The organism is Natronorubrum halophilum (genome assembly GCF_003670115.1).
Classification (GTDB): domain Archaea; phylum Halobacteriota; class Halobacteria; order Halobacteriales; family Natrialbaceae; genus Natronorubrum; species Natronorubrum halophilum.
In genome coordinates this window covers 66,688-84,543 of record NZ_QQTY01000007.1, presented here as the reverse complement: position 1 = coordinate 84,543, position 17,856 = coordinate 66,688, and the positions used below count along the sequence as shown (strand labels likewise).

The following is a 17,856-nucleotide window of genomic DNA, read 5'->3' as shown; positions in this document are numbered from 1 at the left end:
GACCGGTTGCCGAATCGACGATCAGTCTGGCGGATAACGAAATCGTTTTCCTACAGGTAACGCTTGACTCGACTACCAACCAGTGTCATGAATATCCAACGACGGTCCCCAGGAGGGACGTGCCGTGGCGGCTGAACGAGTACTCGTACCGCTGTCTGACACGGTTACCGTTCGGCAGACGGTCGGCTACGCGGCCCGCTCCGGCCTCGAGAGCGGCGACTCGCTCGAGTGCCACCTGGTGGTTGCGCTCCCGTACGACGGGGATATGCCCGAGGGGCAGCGCCAGTACGACGAGGCGGAGGCGTTGCTCACGCGGGCGGAAAACTGGGTCGAGGAGGATATGGGGGCGGCCGACGTGACGATCGAGACTACCATCCTCGGTGCTGACGAGTATCTCTTCGGTCCCCGGGATTACGCCGAGATCTTTCGGACCTACGTCGACGACCACGCGATCGACCGCGTCGTGCTCGATCCGGAGTACAGTCCGGGCGTCACCGCCCCGATGCTCCAGCCTCTGGAGCGCGAACTCGAGCGCGTCGGAGTCGCCTACGACGAGGCGCCGGTCGACCGGCCGGCCCGCCACCAGCGACTTCGCTCCCACACCGAGAGCTTCGATCGACTGTTCGCGATGTTCTGTATCTCCTACGGCTTCTTTCTCGTCCTCGGCGATCCGACCTACTGGTTCGATCTCGCGACCGGTGCGGCGGTCGCCGGTATCGTCTCGGTGTCGCTCGCTCACGTCACGTTTACGATCCCGCTGGATCGAGTGCAGTCACCGCTCCGGACCGTTCGCTTCGTCTGCTACATCCCGTACCTGCTCTGGGAAATCGTCAAGGCTAATCTCGCGGTGTCGGCCGTCATCTTGCGACCGTCCATGCCGATCAAACCGTCGCTGACGCGGGTCAACACGCGGGTCCGTAGCGGCATCCCGTTGCTCGCGCTGGCCAACAGCATCACGCTCACGCCGGGGACGTTGACGGTTCGGGCCAACGACCAGCAGTTGCTCGTCCACACGCTGATCCCGTCGGCGCGCGAGGACCTCTTCGACGGGGGTCTCGAGCGAGCCATCCGGTTCGTCTTCTACGGCCGCGAGTCGGCCGCCATCGCCTCGCCTCGAGAGCGCGACGACGCCGAGATCGTGGGGGGTGACGAACTGTGACGCCGGTGGCGCTGTCGGACGTCTTTCTCACAGCGGCGACGCTGTTCGTCGGCCTCGCGATCGTGATGTTCTATCGTGCGGTCGTGGGACCGACGACCCAGGACCGGCTACTGGCGGTGAACGTCCTCGGGACGAACACGGTCGTTATTCTCGCCTTGCTGACGGTGGCGCTCGACGAACCGTGGTTTCTCGACGTGGCCCTGATCTACGCGCTGTTGAACTTCCTGATGGCGATCGCCATCTCGAAGTTCACCGTCGAGCGAGGTGGTGTCCTGTGATCGAGACGATCCGCTTCTGGGCGGCTATCGTGCTCGTCGGGTTGGGCGTGCTCTTTACGCTCGTTTCGGCGGTGGGCGTCATTCGCTTGCCGGATATCTACACGCGGGCGCATACGGCGTCCCAGACGGACACGCTCGGCGCGGGCTTCGCCCTCGCCGGCGTCGCGCTCGCGCTGGGCTGGCAGCACGCGACGGTGTACACCGTCCTCCTGCTGTTTTTCGTGTTCATCACGAACCCGACCGCGGCCCACGCGATCGCTCGTTCGGCCGCCGAGACGGGTGTCGAGCCGCTGCTCGAGGAAGAGCCCGGCGACGCGGCCGCTGGGGACGCGGAGACCGACGGAGGTGAGCGCCGGTGAGTGCGTTCGCGTACGTTCTCGCCGTCTTCATCCTCGCGACCGCGGTCGCGACGGCGCTGTTTCGCGACGTGCTGTCGACGATCATCGTCTTCGGTGCCTACAGCCTCGGGATGGCGATCCTCTACACGTTCTTGCTCGCTCCCGACGTGGCGATGACCGAGGCCGCGATCGGTGCGGGCGTGACGACGATTCTGCTGTTGCTCACGATCGCGCGGACGGCCCGCCCGGCGACCGATCAGCTGCTCGAGCGGATCGACGCGCCTGCGGTCGCCGTCGTCGGTGCGCTCGTCGTCGTTCTCTGCACGGCGGTCCTCCCCGAGATGTACGCGGTCGGCGATCCGTCCGCGCCCGTCTGGTCGAACCCGGACGTCACGCAGTACTACATCGAGAACGCCTACGAGGATACCGGCGTTCACAACGCCGTAACCGCTGTTCTCGCGGCCTACCGTGGGTTCGATACCTTCGGCGAGGCGGTCGTCGTCTTCGCCGCCGGCGTCTCGACGTTGCTCGTGTTGAAACGCGAGGTGTTCGTCTAATGCCCGACTCGTTCGACGATACCTACACCGAAAGCCAGGTCATCATGACCACCGTGAAGGTCATCGCCCCGTTCACGCTCACGTACGGACTATTCATGGTCCTCCACGGGGCCGACACCCCCGGCGGGAGCTTTCAGGGCGGCGCCATCGTCGGCGTCACCGTCCTCATGATCGCGTTCGCCTTCGGGATCGATCCGACCCGCCAGTGGCTGCGCAACTCGTTCCTCGTCGGCCTCGTCACCGGCGGCGTCGCCATCTTCGCCGGGATCGGCCTCGGGACGATCCTGCTGGGCGGTGCATTCCTCGAGTACGATCGGATCTACCCGGCCCTCGGTATCAAGGGCAAGTGGGGAATGGAGGCCATCGAGATCGGCGGCATCGCGCTGATCGTCTCCGGGGTCGTCATCACCCTCTTCTTCGCGATGGCGGCGGGATTCACGCCCGAGCGCCGCGGCGGCCGTGCCGAGGCGCTCGAGGCGACGAGCGAACGCGCGTCCGATGCCGCCGAACGGGAGGTGAACGACGGTGATTGAACTGCTCGCGAACCGCTACGCCTACCTGTTGTTGTTCGTCCTGCTCGGCATCGGAATGTACATGATCATCGCCAACGAGAACCTCGTCAAGAAGCTGATCGGCGTCAACCTCTTTCAGACGGCCATCTTTCTGTTCTTCATCGCGATGGCCTACGTCGACGGCGGTGCCGCGCCGATCGTCCCCAACGAGGGGAGCGAGGTCGCGAGTCCGCTGCCCCAGGTCATCGTGTTGACCGCCATCGTCGTCGGCATCGCGATGACGGCGGTCGGCCTCTCGCTGATCATCCGCATCTATTCGGAGTACGGGACGCTCCGGGAGGACACCCTCAGGGAGGTGCGTGCCGATGAGTAGCGCCGACCTGATTCCCGTCTTGCTCGTCGTTGCGCCCATCCTCGCAGCCGTGCTCCCGATCGCTCTCGGACTGCGATACGACCGAACCGGCTGGTCGGTCGCCGCGATCACGATGACCGGCCTGTTCGCCGCAGCCGTCTACCTCGCGAGCGTCGTCTACACCGACGGGCAGGTCGTTCACGCCCTCGGCAACTACGACAGCCGGTACGGTATCGAACTCGTCGCCGATCAGTTCTCTATGCTCGTCGTCGTGCTCGTGGCGGCCGTCGCCGCCGGCGTTCTCGCGTACACGCGGCGGGGAGGGCCGCGCGGGAACACCTTCTACACCGCCTACCTGCTGCTCGTCGGCGGCCTGCTCGGCATCTCGCTGACCGGCGACGTCTTCAACCTGTTCGTCTTCCTCGAGATCACGAGCCTCGCCACCTACGCGCTCGTCGCGAGCGGTGACGGCCCGGAGTCGGCGGTCGCCGGGTTGAAGTATCTCATTTTGGGAACCGTCGCCGCCTCGATGTACCTGATCGGCGTCGGGTTCCTCTTCATGGCGACCGGGACGCTCAACATGGTCGCACTCGCGGACGCGATTCCGGCGGCCGAACGCCCCACGCTGGTTCGGGCCGCCTTCGCGTTCATCTTCATCGGCTTTGCGGTCAAGGTCGCCCAGTGGCCGTTGCACACCTGGCAGCCCGACGCCTACCAGCAGGCCCCCGACGGCGCGACGCCGTTGATCGCGGCGCTGGTGTCGACGGCCTCCGCCTACGCCTTCGGCCGTCTGCTGGTTTCCGTCTTCGGCGTCGACTACCTCGTCTCGATGCCCTACGCCGCGGAAATCGTCGTCGCCGTCGGCTGCGTGAGCGTTCTCGCGGGAACGACCCTCGCGGTCATCCAGCGGGACGTAAAGCGCATGCTCGCGTACTCGTCGGTCTCGCAGTTCGGGCTGGTCATCGCCGCCTACGGTATCGTCATCCACGACGCGACGGAGACCGCCCTGGTCGGCGCGACGGTCCACCTGATCGGTCACGGACTGATGAAGGTCGGCCTCTTCCTCGCGGTCGGCGCTATCGCCATCAGCTACGGCGCTCGTACCGTCGACGAGTACGCCGGCCTCGCCGACAACCGTCCCGTTCTCGCGGGGGCGATGGCCGTCCTGCTCATCTCGCTGGTCGGCGTCCCGCCCAGCGTCGGCTTCGTCGGCAAGTGGTACATCGCCCTCGGTGCCGTCCAATCCCAGCTGTGGCCCGTTGCAGCCGTGATCTTCCTCAGTACCATGCTTACACTCGCCTACGTCGCCCGCCTGCTCGAGAAAATGTACTTCACGCCCGCATCGTCGCTCGAGTCGCCCCACCGGTCGGGAGCGATCGTCGCCGACGGCGGCGACGATGTCCCGGACGGCGTCGCCGACGACACGGCGCTCGAGGGTGCCCTCGAGCGCAACGGTGATCCGTCGGGCTCTCCCGCTCGAAATCGCGTCGGAAGGGGATCCCCTGACGACGTTTCGTTCGGAATGGTTGCGATAGTCGTCGTCGTCACCGTCGTCGTGGTCGTACTCGGCTTCGCGGGCGGTGCGTTCGCCGAGTTGCTCGAGCCGTTCCTCACGGAGGTGCTCGGCTGATGGTCGAGAGCGTCCGTCCGCTGGTCGCCGTGTTGGTCTCGGCGCTCGCGATCGTTCTGATCGTCGCGTCGCGCCGCCGTCCGAACGTGCGGGACGGGTGGTCCGTTCTGGCCGCCCTCGCCAAGTTCGGCATCGTCGTCAGTATGCTCCCCGCGGTGCTGTCCGGGACCGTCTACACGTGGAGCCTGAGCGACTCCCTCGGCGTCGAGTTCCTCATGGGGATCGACTTCGCCCTGCGCGCGGACCCGCTGGGTATCTTTTTCGCGCTGCTCGCGAGCTTCCTCTGGATCTTCACGTCGTTTTACGCGATCGGCTACATGCGCGGACTCGACGAGCACAACCAGACCCGATTTTTCGCCTCGTTCGCGGCCAGCCTCTCGACTGCGGTCGGGATCGCCTTCGCCGCGAACCTGGTGACCATCTTCATCTTCTACGAGTTGCTGTCGCTGGTCACCTATCCGCTGGTCGCACACAACGAGGATAGCGAGGCGCGCATCGCCGGCCGGAAGTACCTCGCCTACACCTTCTTCGGCGGCGGAGTCCTCCTGCTCGCGGGCACCGTCCTGATCTACTGGCTCACCGCCACCGTCAACGGTGGGAATCCGACGATGGCGTTCGAGTCGGGTGGCATAGAGGCGCTCGCGACGGCAGCCCAGGCGGAACCGGTCTACGCGCAGGCGGCCTTCTTCCTGCTCATCGCCGGCTTCGGCGTCAAGGCGGCTCTGATGCCGGTTCACTCCTGGCTGGCCGACGCGATGGTCGCGCCGACGCCGGTCTCCGGGCTGTTGCACGCGGTCGCGGTCGTCAAGTCCGGTGCCTTCGGCGTCGCACGCGTCATCCTCGACGTCTACGGCCCCGGTCTGATTCACGACTTGCCGCTCGAGGTCCCGGGGATCGGCGAGGTCGGGCTCAATATTCCGGTCGCCGTCGTCGCCGCGTTCACGCTCACCGCCGCGAGCATCATCGCGATGCGAAAAGACCACCTCAAGCGGCGGCTCGCGTACTCGACGACCGCACAGCTGTCCTACATCGTGCTCGGGCTGTCGATACTCCATCCCTACGCGATAATCGGTGCCCTCTTTCACATTCCCGCACACGCGTTCGCGAAACTCACCCTGTTCTTCTGTGCGGGCTCGATCCACGTCGAGACCCACACCGACTACATCAGCGACATGGCCGGCATCGGGAAACGGATGCCGTTAACCATGGCCGCCTTTACCGTCGGTGCGGCCGGAATGGCCGGACTGCCACCGGTCGCCGGCTTCGTCAGCAAGTTCTACATGCTGATCGGCTCCGGCTACGTCGGCGGCGAGTACTGGCTGTTCGCCGCCGTGCTCCTCCTCTCGGGCGTGCTCAACATCGCGTACTTCTGGCCGGTCGTCTACACCGCCTTCTTCGAGAGCGAGGACCGCCACGACGCCAAACCGGTCCTCGAGTTCCCGCGGGGCGGGATCCTCGAGTCCTACGGCGTCACGAGTGGAGAATCCGTCGCCGCCGATGGTGGTGAGCGACCCGACGGCGGGTCGACGGATAACGGGTCCGACGACCACGAGTACGCGGTCGATAGGTATCCGAGCGATCACACGGTTCCAGACGGCGTCGAGCCCGGACGTAGCGACACCGGCGATTCCGTCAGAGCCGTCGACCACCACGGCGATCACGACGACCACCTCACCGGTGGTCCGCCGACGGGTGGCTGGCAGCGGCACTCCCCGTTCGACGAGAGCACCTGGCTCATGCTGGTGCCGATCACCATCATCGTCACGGGTGCGGTCGTCCTCGGTATCGTCCCCGACTACGCCGTCTTCCTCGATCTGGCGACGACCATCGTCGAAGGCGTCTTCGGGGTCGACTCGTTCGATCAACTACAGGGGCTCTCGCTCGAGGAGGCCCTGGAGGTGGTCGACGAATGATCGACGCTGAACTCCTGACGATGGCCTACCCGCCGCTTCTGGTCTTCGCGGCGGCGCTGCTCGTGCTCGTCCTGCCCCGGATCGTCGGCTTCGCCGCGGGGGCGCTCAGCCTCGCGGCCGTCCTGGCGATCTCGCTTGTCGCCCCCGAGGGCAGCTACCTCGCCGGAACCTTCCTCGGATTCGACGTCGTCCCGTTCTACGTCGACGGCTTCTCGCAGCTGATCGGCATCGGCCTCGGCTTCCTCGGGGTCTGTACGGTCATCTACGCGTACTCGAGCGGGGCGAGTCGCGAACTGGTCGCGATCGCGCTGGCGTACGTCGCCTCCTCGCTGGGGGCGGCCTTCGCGGGCGACTGGCTCGTGCTCGTGTTCATGTGGGAGCTGATGGCGGTGACGAGCACGCTGGTCGTCTGGCACTACGGTGGCGACGCCGTTCGGGCCGGCTTCCGCTACGCGCTTTTCCACGGCACCGGCGGCGTGATCGTGTTGCTGGCCGTCGTCGCTCACTACGTTCAGGCCGGCACGTTCGTCTACGACGGGACCGGAATCGGTGCCGGGCTCCCGGCCGCCCTCGCCGTGCTGGGAATGGGCGTCAACGTCGGCTTCATCGGTCTCCACACCTGGCTGCCCGACACCTACCCCCGACCGCACTTCGTGGCGTCGGTGTTCCTCTCGGTCTACACGACGAAGACGAGCGCGTTCGTCCTCTACCGGGCGTTCCCCATCGAGGCTCAGAGCGATCTGGGAATTTACATTGCGTACATGGGCGGCGTGATGGCCGTCTACGGGGCGACGTTCGCCCTGCTGCAACACGACATGCGGGCGTTGCTCTCCTACCACATCCAGGCCCAACTGGGCTACATCGTCGCCGGAATCGGGATGGGCGCCTGGACGGTGACCAGCGAAATTGCCGTCGCAGGTGCGGTGACCCATCTGTTCAATAATATCCTGTTCAAGAGCCTGTTGTTCATGGCCGTCGGCGTCGTCATCTTCCGAACGGGCGAGAACGACCTCTACAAGCTGGGCGGACTCTGGCGCGAGATGCCCTTGACCGCCATCGCCTTCGGTCTCGGCGCGCTCTCGATCACCGCGATTCCGGGCTTCAACGGGTACGTCAGCAAGGGAATGCTCTTCGACGCGGCTAATCCGGACCCCCACTACTACGGCGTCGCGGAGTTCGAGGCGCTGTACTACCTCCTCTGGCTCGGCGCGATCGGGACGCTCCTCTCGTTCATCAAACTCGGCTATTACGTCTTCTTCCACGGCGAGAGCGACATCTCGGTCCCCGACGCCAGGCCCGGTCAGCTGGTCGCCATGCTCGGACTCGGCGGAGCCTGTCTCCTCTTCGGCGTCTGGTGGCAGGGATTGGCCGACCTCGCGCCGACCATTGACGCCCAAGGAGGCCATTTCGGATTCACCTATCCCGGCGGCGAGAGCGAACTGCATCCCTACAGTACGAGCCACCTCGAGACCGCGGGGATCCTGACGGCGATCGGGCTCGTTACCTTCGTCGTCGTCCGCAAACCCCTCTCGAAGCTCGACCTCTCCGATCCGGCGACGATCGTCTTCCCGGCGGGCTACTATCTCGGCCGCTGGTCGATGCTGGCGGTCACCGGGATCTTCGCCGCCGTCGACGCCGCCGCCGTCGGCTTCGTCAAAGGCTGCTACTGGATCGGTAACAACCCCGTGCTGGCCGTCGACGCCGCCGCCCGCCGACTTCCGCTGGTCGAAGTCGAGGAACGCCGTCCCGCGGACGGCGGTCGTCCGTCGACGATCCACCTCAGAACGGGGATCGGCACCAGCGTCCTCCTGTTGACGATCCTGCTAACGATCGTCCTCTGGGTGCTCATCAACTGAGCGGGCTCGGCTCGTTCTTTCGCTCCCTTTCGCTAGCACTCGAGTGAGGTCGCGATAGCTACCGCCGACAAGAACCGAGACAGCCTCAGCCGTCCTCCGACCCGTCGTCGGATCCGCTCGAGCCGACGTCGATAATCGACGGATGGGGTTCTCGAACCGCGAGCGCCTGCTCGAGCACCGATGCGCGGAGTACCGGTTTCGAGGCCGTCGCTTCGCGCCGGTAGCGATCCGTCTCGTCGTGGTCACCGCGGACGCCACGCGGCGTCAGGTAGTCGCCGTCGACGTCGATGTCCGCTTCCTTACAGAGTCGTTTCAGTACCGACCGGGCCCCTTCGGTGGTGATCGTCGGCGGGGCGATCGATCGTTCGCGGGCGAGTTGGCTCGCCGTCGCATCCGCGAACAGCGCGTCGATCTCCCTATCAGTGTGACCGCGATCCGCCAGCACGGTCTTTACGCGGCGTGCGATCGAGGGGGCGTGTCGCGTCGGAAACAGCGGCCAGTCGTTCGACGGCGGATCGAGAACGACCCGGTAGCGTCGCAGCGGCGTCCGGGCCGGGGCCGGAAGCGGTACGTCCTCGAGGCGCTGGGATTTCCCCAGGACGCGGATCGTTCCCGTGTAAAAGTCGACGTCCTCCCACGTCGCTCCCGCCCGTCGCTCGTCGTCAGGGACCCGAAACAGTTCGGAGCCCCGAACGCTCGAGTGGGCGAGCAACGCGACCATGGCGTACTCCCGCAGGCGATTACACCGTTCGTCGCGGTCGCGAAGGTCGGTCGCGGCTTCGAGTGCATGCTCGCGAACGGCCGTCTCGAGGCGTCGCCGCTGGGTCGCCGTCCAGAACTCGCTTTCGGGGCGTTTCTCGGCGGCCGGAAGCGCCGATTCGGCTTCGTCGGTCGCGGCCGGGTTCGACTCGAGAATGCCGCCGCGGACGCACCACGAGCAAAACGCTCGGACAACCGCGTAGTACGTCCCAGCGGTCGAGGCCGTGTACTCGCCGCGGTCGGACCGTGCTCGTAGTTCGGTGGCGTAGGCGCGCATGTGCTCGACGCGAAGCGAAAACAGCGAACTGATCCCGTGTTCGCGCTCGAGCCAGTCGGCCCAGCGCCGGAGGATCGACTCGGCGTTCGATGCGTAGGTGCCCGCTCCCGCCCCGTCGGGATCGCCGACAGCTTTCCGCTGAAGATAGGCGTCGACGGCGTCGACAACGGCGACATCCGTGTCGGATTCGGTCACGGCTCGATCACCGTGTCAATCGGATTCAGATTGACGCCACGGGCTCGTTGTCCCGCTCCAATTCTGATGCGCGCTGTCCACTCGCGGTCGGCGATGGAACGACGAGAACGGTCGGTGTGGTCGACGCCGCGAATCATCTACTCGTACGGTACTGCTCTACCACCCTAAATCTGTGTTTCGGTATTTCGATTCCGGAAAGAAACCGTCGAAAAACCGGTCGCCAAAACGCGTTCGTCGATTCTGACGGTCTCGAGGACCGCCCCGATTTCGTATACCGATATGCGATTTATCAATGTGGGGATTTTCCTCTATTACTGCGGTACAGCACTCGAGGGTCTGAAATCGACCATTCTAAACGATCGAGAAATTCACTGTGCATTAGTGTAGTAACGCACAGTGAATTTATGCGGGTCGACACTGTACGGTAATCCGAACGAATGGTGCCCACTGATCCAGGACCTAATCCCGAGGGACACGCCCTCGAGACCGCCATCGGCGATTTCCTCGAGTCGGGAAGCAAATCCGGGAACTATCGTGACGCCCTCGAGCGCGTACTGACACATTGGCGACAGCACCTCGAAGGTCGCGACGTCGAGACTGTTGAGCAGATCAGCAAGCGGAACACGGCCCGGTACGCGAAGTACCTCTCCCGCCGCGTCGACGCCGGGAAGAAACCGGGTGACGAGGATGACATCTCAGCCTCGACCGCGTGGACATACTACGACTACGTCTCTGCGTTCCTCTCGTACTGCGTACGTTGGGAATGGCTCGAGGAGAACCCTGCACAGAAAGGAATCGCGCTCGACGAGCTGCCGCCGCGACCGACGAAGACGAGCGGCGACCAGCAGTTCTGGTCGCCGAAGGATCGGAAGGCGCTGGTTCGGTACGTCGATCGGCGGGCACACCGGGCCGTCGACGAGGACGGACTCGACGCATTCGAGGAACTGCGCGATCGCGCGCTCGTGTACGTCCTCGCGTACTCCGGAGTTCGAGGTGGGGAAATCCTGAGCGATCCACGAGACGACCGCAGGAACGGCCTGCGATGGGGCGACGTCGACCTTGAAAACAACCAGCTACACGTCCTGGGGAAGAGTCAACAGGAGGACGAAGAGGTCCAGCTTCCGAGACAGGCACACCCGCCACTCGAGCGCCTCGAGCACGCACTGAAGCCGCCGTCCTCAGAGTGGCCGGTGTTCGCGACGAGTCACGCACCGTCGCTGTACAGCAACCTGCCGGACGAAGCCGACCCATCGGCGGGTGAACCCCTTGAGTTACACCGGCAACACGGTGTGGTTCCACCGTCTCTCTCGACGAACGGCGGTCGATCTGTCCTGAAGCGGCTGTGCGAAGACGCGGAGATCGACGTCGACGGAGCGTACCTGAAGCCCCACGGTGCGAGGCGCGGCGTCGGTGAAGCCGTCTACCGCGAGCACGGTGCGGCGGCAGCACAACGGGTGCTCCGACACGCCGACCCGCGGACGACCTCGCAGATGTACGCGCACATCGAAGCCAGCGAACTGGCCGAGGAGACATCCGTAGTGTTCGAAAACGAGTGACCGAGACTAACGTTCTACCGGGGACGTCGCGCTCGGGACGGATGCTGGTGTCTGACCTTCTCGGCGATTTTCCCGGGAACTGGCGTCCCGCAGTCCGTGCATTTCCAACTCGGCGTCGTGACCTTCGACTCCTTCTCGAGGTCCTGTTTGAATTCGAGGAGCGCGCCGCAGGTACACCGGTAGGTCGTACGGCTCATACCGGAGTAGTATCGGCGATCGTGGTTAAGCGGTGTGCAAGTGATGACATCTGGGGCTCGAGATGACGGCAATCGCAAGGACGTGACCTCAGTAAACTCTATGTGGCTATATGATATTGAGGGCCAGAAGGCAGGCACGTCAAGAATAATTGCTTGAAAGCGAAGGTTAGAAATCCAGTAGTTACCATGTGGAGACGGGGAATATATCTCGTTGAGCAACACATTCTAAATGGCCGACATACTATAAGGAACTAAACCAGATAATAACCTAATGAGGCCTCTGCTCTCCCGCCGCAAGATGCTTGCTCTCGTTTCTACTACAAGCATCGGTTTTCTTGTTGGGTGCCAAAGTCTAACCGCGCCTTTTAGCCGAGATGCAGCGGACCCACAAGAGAAAGAAGGAAAAAATAACGAGACTCCCGGGATTGCCTACTCAAAAAGCCCAGATTCGTCATTTCCAAGTGAGGAGGTGTCTCATAGTGGATGGGTTCATATCGTTGGTGACGGGGAGTCAGCCGACCTTACGTTTGATGTCCGGTTATGTAGTTCATTAGGAAATGTTGAACCCGAACTGAACAATTCTATCGGAAACGAATATAGTCTGAGATTCACTGTTAGTGCTGAACTCAGTGGAAAATCCTTATCTGATGACTCAACTGGTGAATCAACGTGTGATTCTGTGACCCATCTTGTCGGTGGAGCAGACGTACCTAATGGTTGGGAGACACTATTGGTCTACGTGAACGATACAGAAATTCAGTCAATCGAGAAATCAGGGACGATGCCGGAGTTACGGTCACTTCCAGACCCTGTACAGTTTGAATGACGATTTCGTACATCTCGACTATTCTAACTCAAATAAGGAGGATGCACAGGCGTACGCACTGTTCGAGACGAACCATTCCAGCGACATGCTGAACGAGGACGTTAGAACGCACATCTATTCGGAACTTTGAGTTTTCCTCTATGTATCAACTGAACAATATGGCTGGCGGACGCGGCTACGTCCGAACCGAATTATCTCGTTCAGAAAAACCGGACCGTTTTTCATAGCAATGCCAGAACGAACACGTACCAGTGAGTGAGGATACTGATCTATCGACTGTGCTCGCAGTACTCGACGACGAGTACGCACGCGAGATCCTCACCCATACGAGCGTCGAACCCATGTCTGCCAGTACCCTGAGTGATCGGTGTGATGCCTCCCTCCCCACGATTTATCGACGGCTCGATCGTCTCAAGGAGTGCCATCTGGTCACCGAAGAAACGGAGCTCGCACCCGACGGAAACCATTTCAGCGTCTACAGCGCGAACCTCGACCGGCTCGAGCTATCCCTCGAGGACGGCTCGTTCGCCCTCGAGTTGACGTATCGCGACGAAGACGTCGCCGACAAGTTCACTCGCATTTGGGAGGGGATGCGATGAGCGATGTCGTCCGAATCGACGAAGCGCCCCTGTTCGAACTCCTGACAGTCGCGAGTCTCTTTCTGGTCGCACTGATCGGGACGATTATCGCGTACCAGGCCTACCGAGGGTATCGCCGAAACGATGCGTCATCGATGCTCTACCTGGCAGTTGGCTTGCTCTTGCTCACGCTCTGTCCGTTCCTGATCAACGTGACGATCACAACGTTCCTCGACTTCAGACAGATCGTCACGGTATTTCTCGAGAACGTGAGCCGGCTACTCGGGTTAGTTGCGATAATGTACTCACTGTACGGCCGCCACTAGCTTTCGTTCGAGAACTGACCGACAAATTCTGGTACCTGAAATCGACTTCTTGAGGGCCGAAGCGGAGTTACGGGGACTACTGACACGGGATCCGAGCGAAACAGCCGCGGGTGGGAAATCGCGGCCGCGTTCCGAGTCGGAAGGTGCGTGCAACGGAGATCGGTGGGGGAATCGAATCCGGCAGGACACGCCGTACGGATTGGAGTGGTCCTCCCCACGCCGTTGGTTCTGACCCGTACCTAATAGTGTTGCGAGCGTGTTTTCTGGTTCGGAAAATCCACGTGAGAGCCACTGATTTAGCTGCCACCGGCGGCGATCGGTTCGGGGTCGACGAATTCGCGCACCACCGACCTCAGTAAGCACCCACAGCTTCTTCGTGACGCCGTTCGAGGGGCCGATATGCACTATCTTGTAGGTACGGTATCCGTTCACACGACGGCGGCAATCTGTGACTATCTCGACGAACGAGCGACGAGCGACGATACCGTAACCGTCGTGGCCGTCACGCCGACCGCGGATGCCACCGCACGGCGGGATGCACAGGAGGCGCTAAACGTCGCCCCCGTCAGACTCACGACCGTCGGCACCGTGGACACGGAACGTCGAACGGACGCCGGTGATCCGGCCGCGGAACTCCTCGAGGCCGCAAGCGCGGTCGATGCCGACGAAATCGTTATCACCCCGTACAGCGGCACCTCCAACACACCGAAAACTGTCGGTTCCACCGCACGAAAACTGCTCGAGAACGCACCGCTGCCGGTCGTCGTCGTTCCGGGTCCCGACCTGTGATCGCAGTTCGCGGTGGAGAGGCGATTCCAGTCGAAACGACGATGAGACCGGCTGATCGCGCTGGGCTCCGGAGTTATCCGTCGTCGAGTACCGTTCGTCGCGGTCGAGACGTCAATCATACTGAAGTACAGTCATCGAGGAAATCACCCCCTTCTTGAAGGTAACAGACGGCTACTTAATCGGCTGCCCCGCAAACCCCCTTCTCGATGAGTACTGAGATCCCATTGTTCGAGATTCCGTGGGATGAAGACGACGTCGCGAACGCCGTCGATTCGATCACGCGGGGTTCCTACTGGGCAAACGGGCCGTACATCGACCGATTCGAGAGCGGGCTCGAGTCGTACCTGGGCGTCGACCACGCGATCACCGTCAACTCGGGTACGACCGCACTGGTCGCTGCGTTGACGGCCCACGGCGTCGGTGAGGGTGACGAGGTAATCGTCCCCTCATTTACGTTCATCGCAACAGCGAACGCCGTTCGACTCGTCGGGGCACGACCGGTGTTTGCGGATATCGAACGCGAAACGTACGGGCTCGACCCCGAGTGCGTCACAGCGAAGGTAAGCGACGAGACGGCGGCGATCCTGCCGATCCACCCTTACGGCTGCGCGTGTCAGATCGACGCGCTCGTCGAGATCGCTGCCGACGCTGGTGTCCCGTTGATCGAGGACGCTGCCGAGGCCTTTGGAGCAGAGTATCGCGGTCAGGCGCTGGGGACCTTCGGCGACGCTGCCGCGCTCAGTTTCTGCCAGAACAAGATCCTGCCGACCGGCGAAGGCGGCGCGATCGTTACCGACGACGACGACATCGCACGCCGGGTCGAGCAGTTTCGGTCGCACGGCCGTACCTCGTCCGAGTACTTCGTCTCGAGCGACAGCGGAGAGTACGTCGGCCTCGGGACGAACGTCCGAATGTCGGATCTCGTCGCCAGCATCGGCTGTGCTCAGCTAACGAAGGTCGACGACCATATCGAACGTCGTCGACGCGTTGCAACGCAACTCTCCGACGGATTCGCCGACGTCGAAGGGGTCACACCGCATACTGCAGCCGGTCGCGGAAATCACGTGTACCAGCTCTATACGGTTACTCTCAGTGAAACAGTCGACAGAGAGACCGTTATCGACACCCTATCGCAGCGGGGAATCGCATCGAAAGTGTACTGGGACCCGTGCGTGCACCTTACGCGCGCCTACCGCGAGGAGTACGGTTACGAGCCCGGAGCGTTCCCCGTAACGGAAGCGGTCATGGGTCGAGTACTCTCGCTTCCGATCCATCCGAACCTGACCGGGGACGAGATCGATCGAATCACAGCCGGCGTCAGTGCTGGCGTCGAACGCGGCCGTCCGAGGAGTGCGATCGACTCGGAGCTCTCGGAGGTGTAACAGTTTCTGTCGATCGGTGTTGCGGATTCGTTCGGAGGGTTATTCGAACACGGATCCCGTTCGTGACGGTCACCGCAGCGTGTGAATATTCAGGCGACTGTCACCAACCGACCCATAACAAAGGGGGACCGTCCAGATTGGGTGAATAGATCGTCGAGCGTCAACTCTGAGAGCAGTGTTGCAGTTGACGTCGATTGATAATCATGAGATGGCCAGCCACAGCCGATTCGCGGATGACGATTCGTGACGCGATAACGCGGATCGATCGATCCGAGTCGAGTGGAATCGTTATCGTCGACGACGAGAACCGACTCGTTGGAACTACAACGGACGAACGACTCAGACGGAAGTTGCTTGACGGTGTCACGCCCGATACGTCGGTATCAGCCGTCGTCGACGAGAATCCGATTATCGTCGATGCGAACGGTGCCGTTCGGACGGTCGACGGGACAGCAGACGACCACAGTAGCACTCGAGACGATGAGACAATCGTCGCACCGGTGATCGACGAGGATAACCGTGTCATCGACGTTACGGGCGTCGACCTATCCGATACCGCGTCACGCGGGACCGAGCGGGATTCGGCCAGCGCCGAGACGGTTCTCGTCGTCGGCGGTGCGGGATATCTCGGCTCGGTGTTGTGCCGTCAGCTCCTCGACGACGGTTTCGATGTCCGTGTTCTCGATCCGCTGTTGTATGGCGAGACGGGAATCACCGATCTCGCGAGTACCGATCGATTCACGCTCATCGAGGGGGATGCCCGATCCGCCAGCACAATCCTCCATGCGATCGACGGCGTCGACGCCGTGGTTCACCTCGGCGGAATCGTCGGCGATCCGGCCTCCGAAATCGACGCGGAGAAAACCCTCGAGTACAACCTTCATTCGACACGGTTGTTGGCTTCGATCTGCAAGTACCACCAGATCAATCGCTTCGTCTTCGCCTCGACGTGTAGTGTCTACGGCCGATCGGTAGCCGAATCGAAGCGGCTTTCGGAGGAGGCCCAGCGTAATCCCGTTTCGCTGTACGCTCGTCTGAAGATTCAATCCGAACGCGTGCTCCATGACCTCGCCGACGATCACTTCTCGCCTACGATCCTTCGAATGGCGACGATCTATGGTCATTCACCGCGGATGCGGTTCGATCTCGTCGGCAACATCCTCCCCGTCAAAGCACACTCGAAAGACGTCATTCCGGTCTTTGGTGGCGACCAGTACCGACCGAACGTGCACGTCGCCGACGCTGCCCGGGCGTACGTCGAGTGTCTGACCGCCCCGATAGAAGACGTCGCCGATACCGTCTTCAACGTCGGCTCGAACCGGCAGAACTACCGAATCGACGAACTCGCAACCATCGTCGCTGACTGTTTTCCCGAGGCGTCGATCGAGTACCGCGACGAACTCACCGACGAACGGAGCTATCGCGTCGAGTTCGAGAAGATCCGAACGGAGCTCGGCTTCGAACCCGAACGAACGGTTCGCGACCACTGTCTCGAGTTGCGAGAGGCCTTCGAATCCGATCGCTACGGCGACGTCACCGCAACCAGGTACAACAACTACGAGACCCTCGAGCAGGCACCGAGCTTCGAAAACACGACTACCGTCCTCGAAACGTGCGAGACGACGCCCGAGCACTCACAAGAGAAACTCCACCCAGGCGGAGTGTAGTCCACGAACATCTTTGCTCGAGCCACGACGTGAATTTCGACGACCGAACGAAACCCACCGCCGGACGATAGTCCCTTCTCGAGAGTGTGGGTCGTAGTCGGCGACTTTCGACGGTTCGTCCCGAAATTTGGGGGCGAATCCTCTTGTCGGGAACTGCCCGAATCGATCGAGTAAGCGAGGGTCCACGAGAGATAATAGGTATCCGGTGAACGCGGTCTCGTCGCGTTCTCGCTACCATCCGGGCTCGGCGTCGGTCTATCGGCGGAAGCGTCTATGCGTAATCGATTCGAGCAGTAGACTGTTTTCGGACGCTCTCGGTTAGTGGTTCCTCGACCGATATCGCTCTCCCGAAACGAAGTAAACGGCTTTTGACTGGGTGTCTGCGAGCAACTATCCCTATTCAATTACTGTCTTTCTATAGATAATTACCTAGAAGATCCCTATACTATTTCTGATAATAGTTGGTTCGTGAGTGTATAGTGCAGTAGAATAACGAGGAATGAAAATCCGGATTTCGGAGAGCAAGCGGACCGATTTTCGGTTAAAAGCTTCGTCTCGAGGGGTCCAATATTTCGACGATACTTGACTGTACCTCAATCATTCTGCAGATTTTCTACAGGTATAGGTATGTTATTTCGATTTTTGCCCGTTATTCCACAGGTGACGGTAGTCGGGGCCGCTGAAGTAGCAGCGTTTCCGTCCATCCCGG

17 protein-coding genes are annotated in these 17,856 nt (G+C 62.1%); 15 read left to right on the top strand and 2 right to left on the bottom strand.

Annotated features, from left to right (window positions below):
* Positions 1–124 precede the first annotated feature (124 nt).
* Genes DWB23_RS22380 through DWB23_RS22340 form a run of 9 tightly spaced genes read left to right on the top strand, consistent with a single transcriptional unit; the run spans position 125 to position 8,595 of the window.
* The gene (locus tag DWB23_RS22380; protein WP_121744992.1) at positions 125–1,159 is read left to right on the top strand and encodes a monovalent cation/H+ antiporter subunit E; all 1,035 of its coding nucleotides are present in this window, start codon (positions 125–127) and stop codon (positions 1,157–1,159) included.
* Positions 1,156–1,437, top strand: coding sequence for a cation:proton antiporter (locus tag DWB23_RS22375; RefSeq protein ID WP_121744991.1), 282 nt, complete (start codon positions 1,156–1,158; stop codon positions 1,435–1,437). The genes DWB23_RS22380 and DWB23_RS22375 overlap by 4 nt, the downstream gene beginning before the upstream one ends.
* Positions 1,434–1,796, top strand: coding sequence for a monovalent cation/H(+) antiporter subunit G (gene mnhG, locus DWB23_RS22370; protein ID WP_121744990.1), 363 nt, complete (start codon positions 1,434–1,436; stop codon positions 1,794–1,796). Before DWB23_RS22375 ends, mnhG begins: the two co-directional genes overlap by 4 nt.
* On the top strand, positions 1,793–2,332 hold the full coding sequence (locus tag DWB23_RS22365) for a DUF4040 domain-containing protein (RefSeq protein WP_121744989.1): 540 nt from the start codon (positions 1,793–1,795) through the stop codon (positions 2,330–2,332). Before mnhG ends, DWB23_RS22365 begins: the two co-directional genes overlap by 4 nt.
* Positions 2,332–2,865: an MnhB domain-containing protein gene (locus tag DWB23_RS22360; RefSeq protein ID WP_121744988.1), complete on the top strand. Its 534-nt coding sequence runs from the start codon at positions 2,332–2,334 to the stop codon at positions 2,863–2,865. The genes DWB23_RS22365 and DWB23_RS22360 overlap by 1 nt, the downstream gene beginning before the upstream one ends.
* Positions 2,858–3,217 carry a cation:proton antiporter subunit C gene (locus tag DWB23_RS22355; RefSeq protein ID WP_121744987.1) on the top strand — a complete coding sequence of 120 codons (360 nt, stop codon included), beginning with the start codon at positions 2,858–2,860 and terminating at the stop codon, positions 3,215–3,217. The genes DWB23_RS22360 and DWB23_RS22355 overlap by 8 nt, the downstream gene beginning before the upstream one ends.
* A complete protein-coding gene (locus DWB23_RS22350; RefSeq protein WP_121744986.1) occupies positions 3,210–4,826 on the top strand; it encodes a proton-conducting transporter transmembrane domain-containing protein in 1,617 nt (538 codons plus the stop codon). Before DWB23_RS22355 ends, DWB23_RS22350 begins: the two co-directional genes overlap by 8 nt.
* Positions 4,826–6,739 (top strand): proton-conducting transporter transmembrane domain-containing protein, encoded by a 1,914-nt coding sequence (locus DWB23_RS22345; protein WP_121744985.1) that lies wholly within the window; start codon positions 4,826–4,828, stop codon positions 6,737–6,739. Before DWB23_RS22350 ends, DWB23_RS22345 begins: the two co-directional genes overlap by 1 nt.
* Entirely contained in the window at positions 6,736–8,595 is a 1,860-nt protein-coding gene (locus tag DWB23_RS22340; RefSeq protein WP_121744984.1) for a Na(+)/H(+) antiporter subunit D, read from the top strand. Before DWB23_RS22345 ends, DWB23_RS22340 begins: the two co-directional genes overlap by 4 nt.
* Before the next feature lie 85 nt (positions 8,596–8,680).
* Here DWB23_RS22340 and DWB23_RS22335 read toward each other — a convergent pair whose 3' ends face one another.
* The gene (locus tag DWB23_RS22335; RefSeq protein WP_121744983.1) at positions 8,681–9,826 is read right to left on the bottom strand and encodes a tyrosine-type recombinase/integrase; all 1,146 of its coding nucleotides are present in this window, start codon (positions 9,824–9,826) and stop codon (positions 8,681–8,683) included.
* A 437-nt stretch (positions 9,827–10,263) separates the two neighbouring features.
* On the opposite strand from DWB23_RS22335, the gene DWB23_RS22330 reads away from it, so the two are divergent.
* On the top strand, positions 10,264–11,382 hold the full coding sequence (locus DWB23_RS22330) for a tyrosine-type recombinase/integrase (RefSeq protein WP_121744982.1): 1,119 nt from the start codon (positions 10,264–10,266) through the stop codon (positions 11,380–11,382).
* Positions 11,383–11,396: 14 nt separating this feature from the next.
* On the opposite strand, the gene DWB23_RS22325 is transcribed toward DWB23_RS22330, so the two are convergent.
* Positions 11,397–11,579, bottom strand: a complete 183-nt coding sequence (locus tag DWB23_RS22325) for a hypothetical protein (protein WP_121744981.1) — start codon at positions 11,577–11,579, stop codon at positions 11,397–11,399.
* A gap of 1,077 nt (positions 11,580–12,656) precedes the next feature.
* Between DWB23_RS22325 and DWB23_RS22320 the strand changes: the two genes are divergently transcribed.
* The 5 genes from DWB23_RS22320 to DWB23_RS22300 all read left to right on the top strand — a co-directional run bounded on the left by DWB23_RS22320 (position 12,657) and on the right by DWB23_RS22300 (position 17,147).
* Positions 12,657–13,004: a winged helix-turn-helix domain-containing protein gene (locus tag DWB23_RS22320; RefSeq protein WP_121744980.1), complete on the top strand. Its 348-nt coding sequence runs from the start codon at positions 12,657–12,659 to the stop codon at positions 13,002–13,004.
* Positions 13,001–13,309: a DUF7521 family protein gene (locus tag DWB23_RS22315; RefSeq protein WP_121744979.1), complete on the top strand. Its 309-nt coding sequence runs from the start codon at positions 13,001–13,003 to the stop codon at positions 13,307–13,309. Before DWB23_RS22320 ends, DWB23_RS22315 begins: the two co-directional genes overlap by 4 nt.
* A 399-nt stretch (positions 13,310–13,708) precedes the next feature.
* Positions 13,709–14,098, top strand: a complete 390-nt coding sequence (locus tag DWB23_RS22310) for a universal stress protein (protein WP_121744978.1) — start codon at positions 13,709–13,711, stop codon at positions 14,096–14,098.
* A 206-nt stretch (positions 14,099–14,304) separates the two neighbouring features.
* Positions 14,305–15,480 (top strand): DegT/DnrJ/EryC1/StrS family aminotransferase, encoded by a 1,176-nt coding sequence (locus tag DWB23_RS22305; protein ID WP_121744977.1) that lies wholly within the window; start codon positions 14,305–14,307, stop codon positions 15,478–15,480.
* Between the two features lie 203 nt (positions 15,481–15,683).
* Entirely contained in the window at positions 15,684–17,147 is a 1,464-nt protein-coding gene (locus tag DWB23_RS22300; protein WP_238717557.1) for an NAD-dependent epimerase/dehydratase family protein, read from the top strand.
* The last annotated feature ends 709 nt before the right edge of the window (positions 17,148–17,856 follow it).

What these genes read in the sequence shown, in the direction of transcription:
- DWB23_RS22360 (WP_121744988.1), top strand. Translation starts at nt 2,332, where the DNA reads ATGCCCGACTCGTTCGACGATACCTACACCGAAAGCCAGGTCATCATG.
- DWB23_RS22350 (WP_121744986.1), top strand. Translation starts at nt 3,210, where the DNA reads ATGAGTAGCGCCGACCTGATTCCCGTCTTGCTCGTCGTTGCGCCCATC.
- DWB23_RS22345 (WP_121744985.1), top strand. Translation starts at nt 4,826, where the DNA reads ATGGTCGAGAGCGTCCGTCCGCTGGTCGCCGTGTTGGTCTCGGCGCTC.
- DWB23_RS22340 (WP_121744984.1), top strand. Translation starts at nt 6,736, where the DNA reads ATGATCGACGCTGAACTCCTGACGATGGCCTACCCGCCGCTTCTGGTC.
- DWB23_RS22330 (WP_121744982.1), top strand. Translation starts at nt 10,264, where the DNA reads ATGGTGCCCACTGATCCAGGACCTAATCCCGAGGGACACGCCCTCGAG.
- DWB23_RS22325 (WP_121744981.1), bottom strand. Translation starts at nt 11,579, where the DNA reads ATGAGCCGTACGACCTACCGGTGTACCTGCGGCGCGCTCCTCGAATTC.
- DWB23_RS22315 (WP_121744979.1), top strand. Translation starts at nt 13,001, where the DNA reads ATGAGCGATGTCGTCCGAATCGACGAAGCGCCCCTGTTCGAACTCCTG.
- DWB23_RS22310 (WP_121744978.1), top strand. Translation starts at nt 13,709, where the DNA reads ATGCACTATCTTGTAGGTACGGTATCCGTTCACACGACGGCGGCAATC.
- DWB23_RS22305 (WP_121744977.1), top strand. Translation starts at nt 14,305, where the DNA reads ATGAGTACTGAGATCCCATTGTTCGAGATTCCGTGGGATGAAGACGAC.
- DWB23_RS22300 (WP_238717557.1), top strand. Translation starts at nt 15,684, where the DNA reads ATGAGATGGCCAGCCACAGCCGATTCGCGGATGACGATTCGTGACGCG.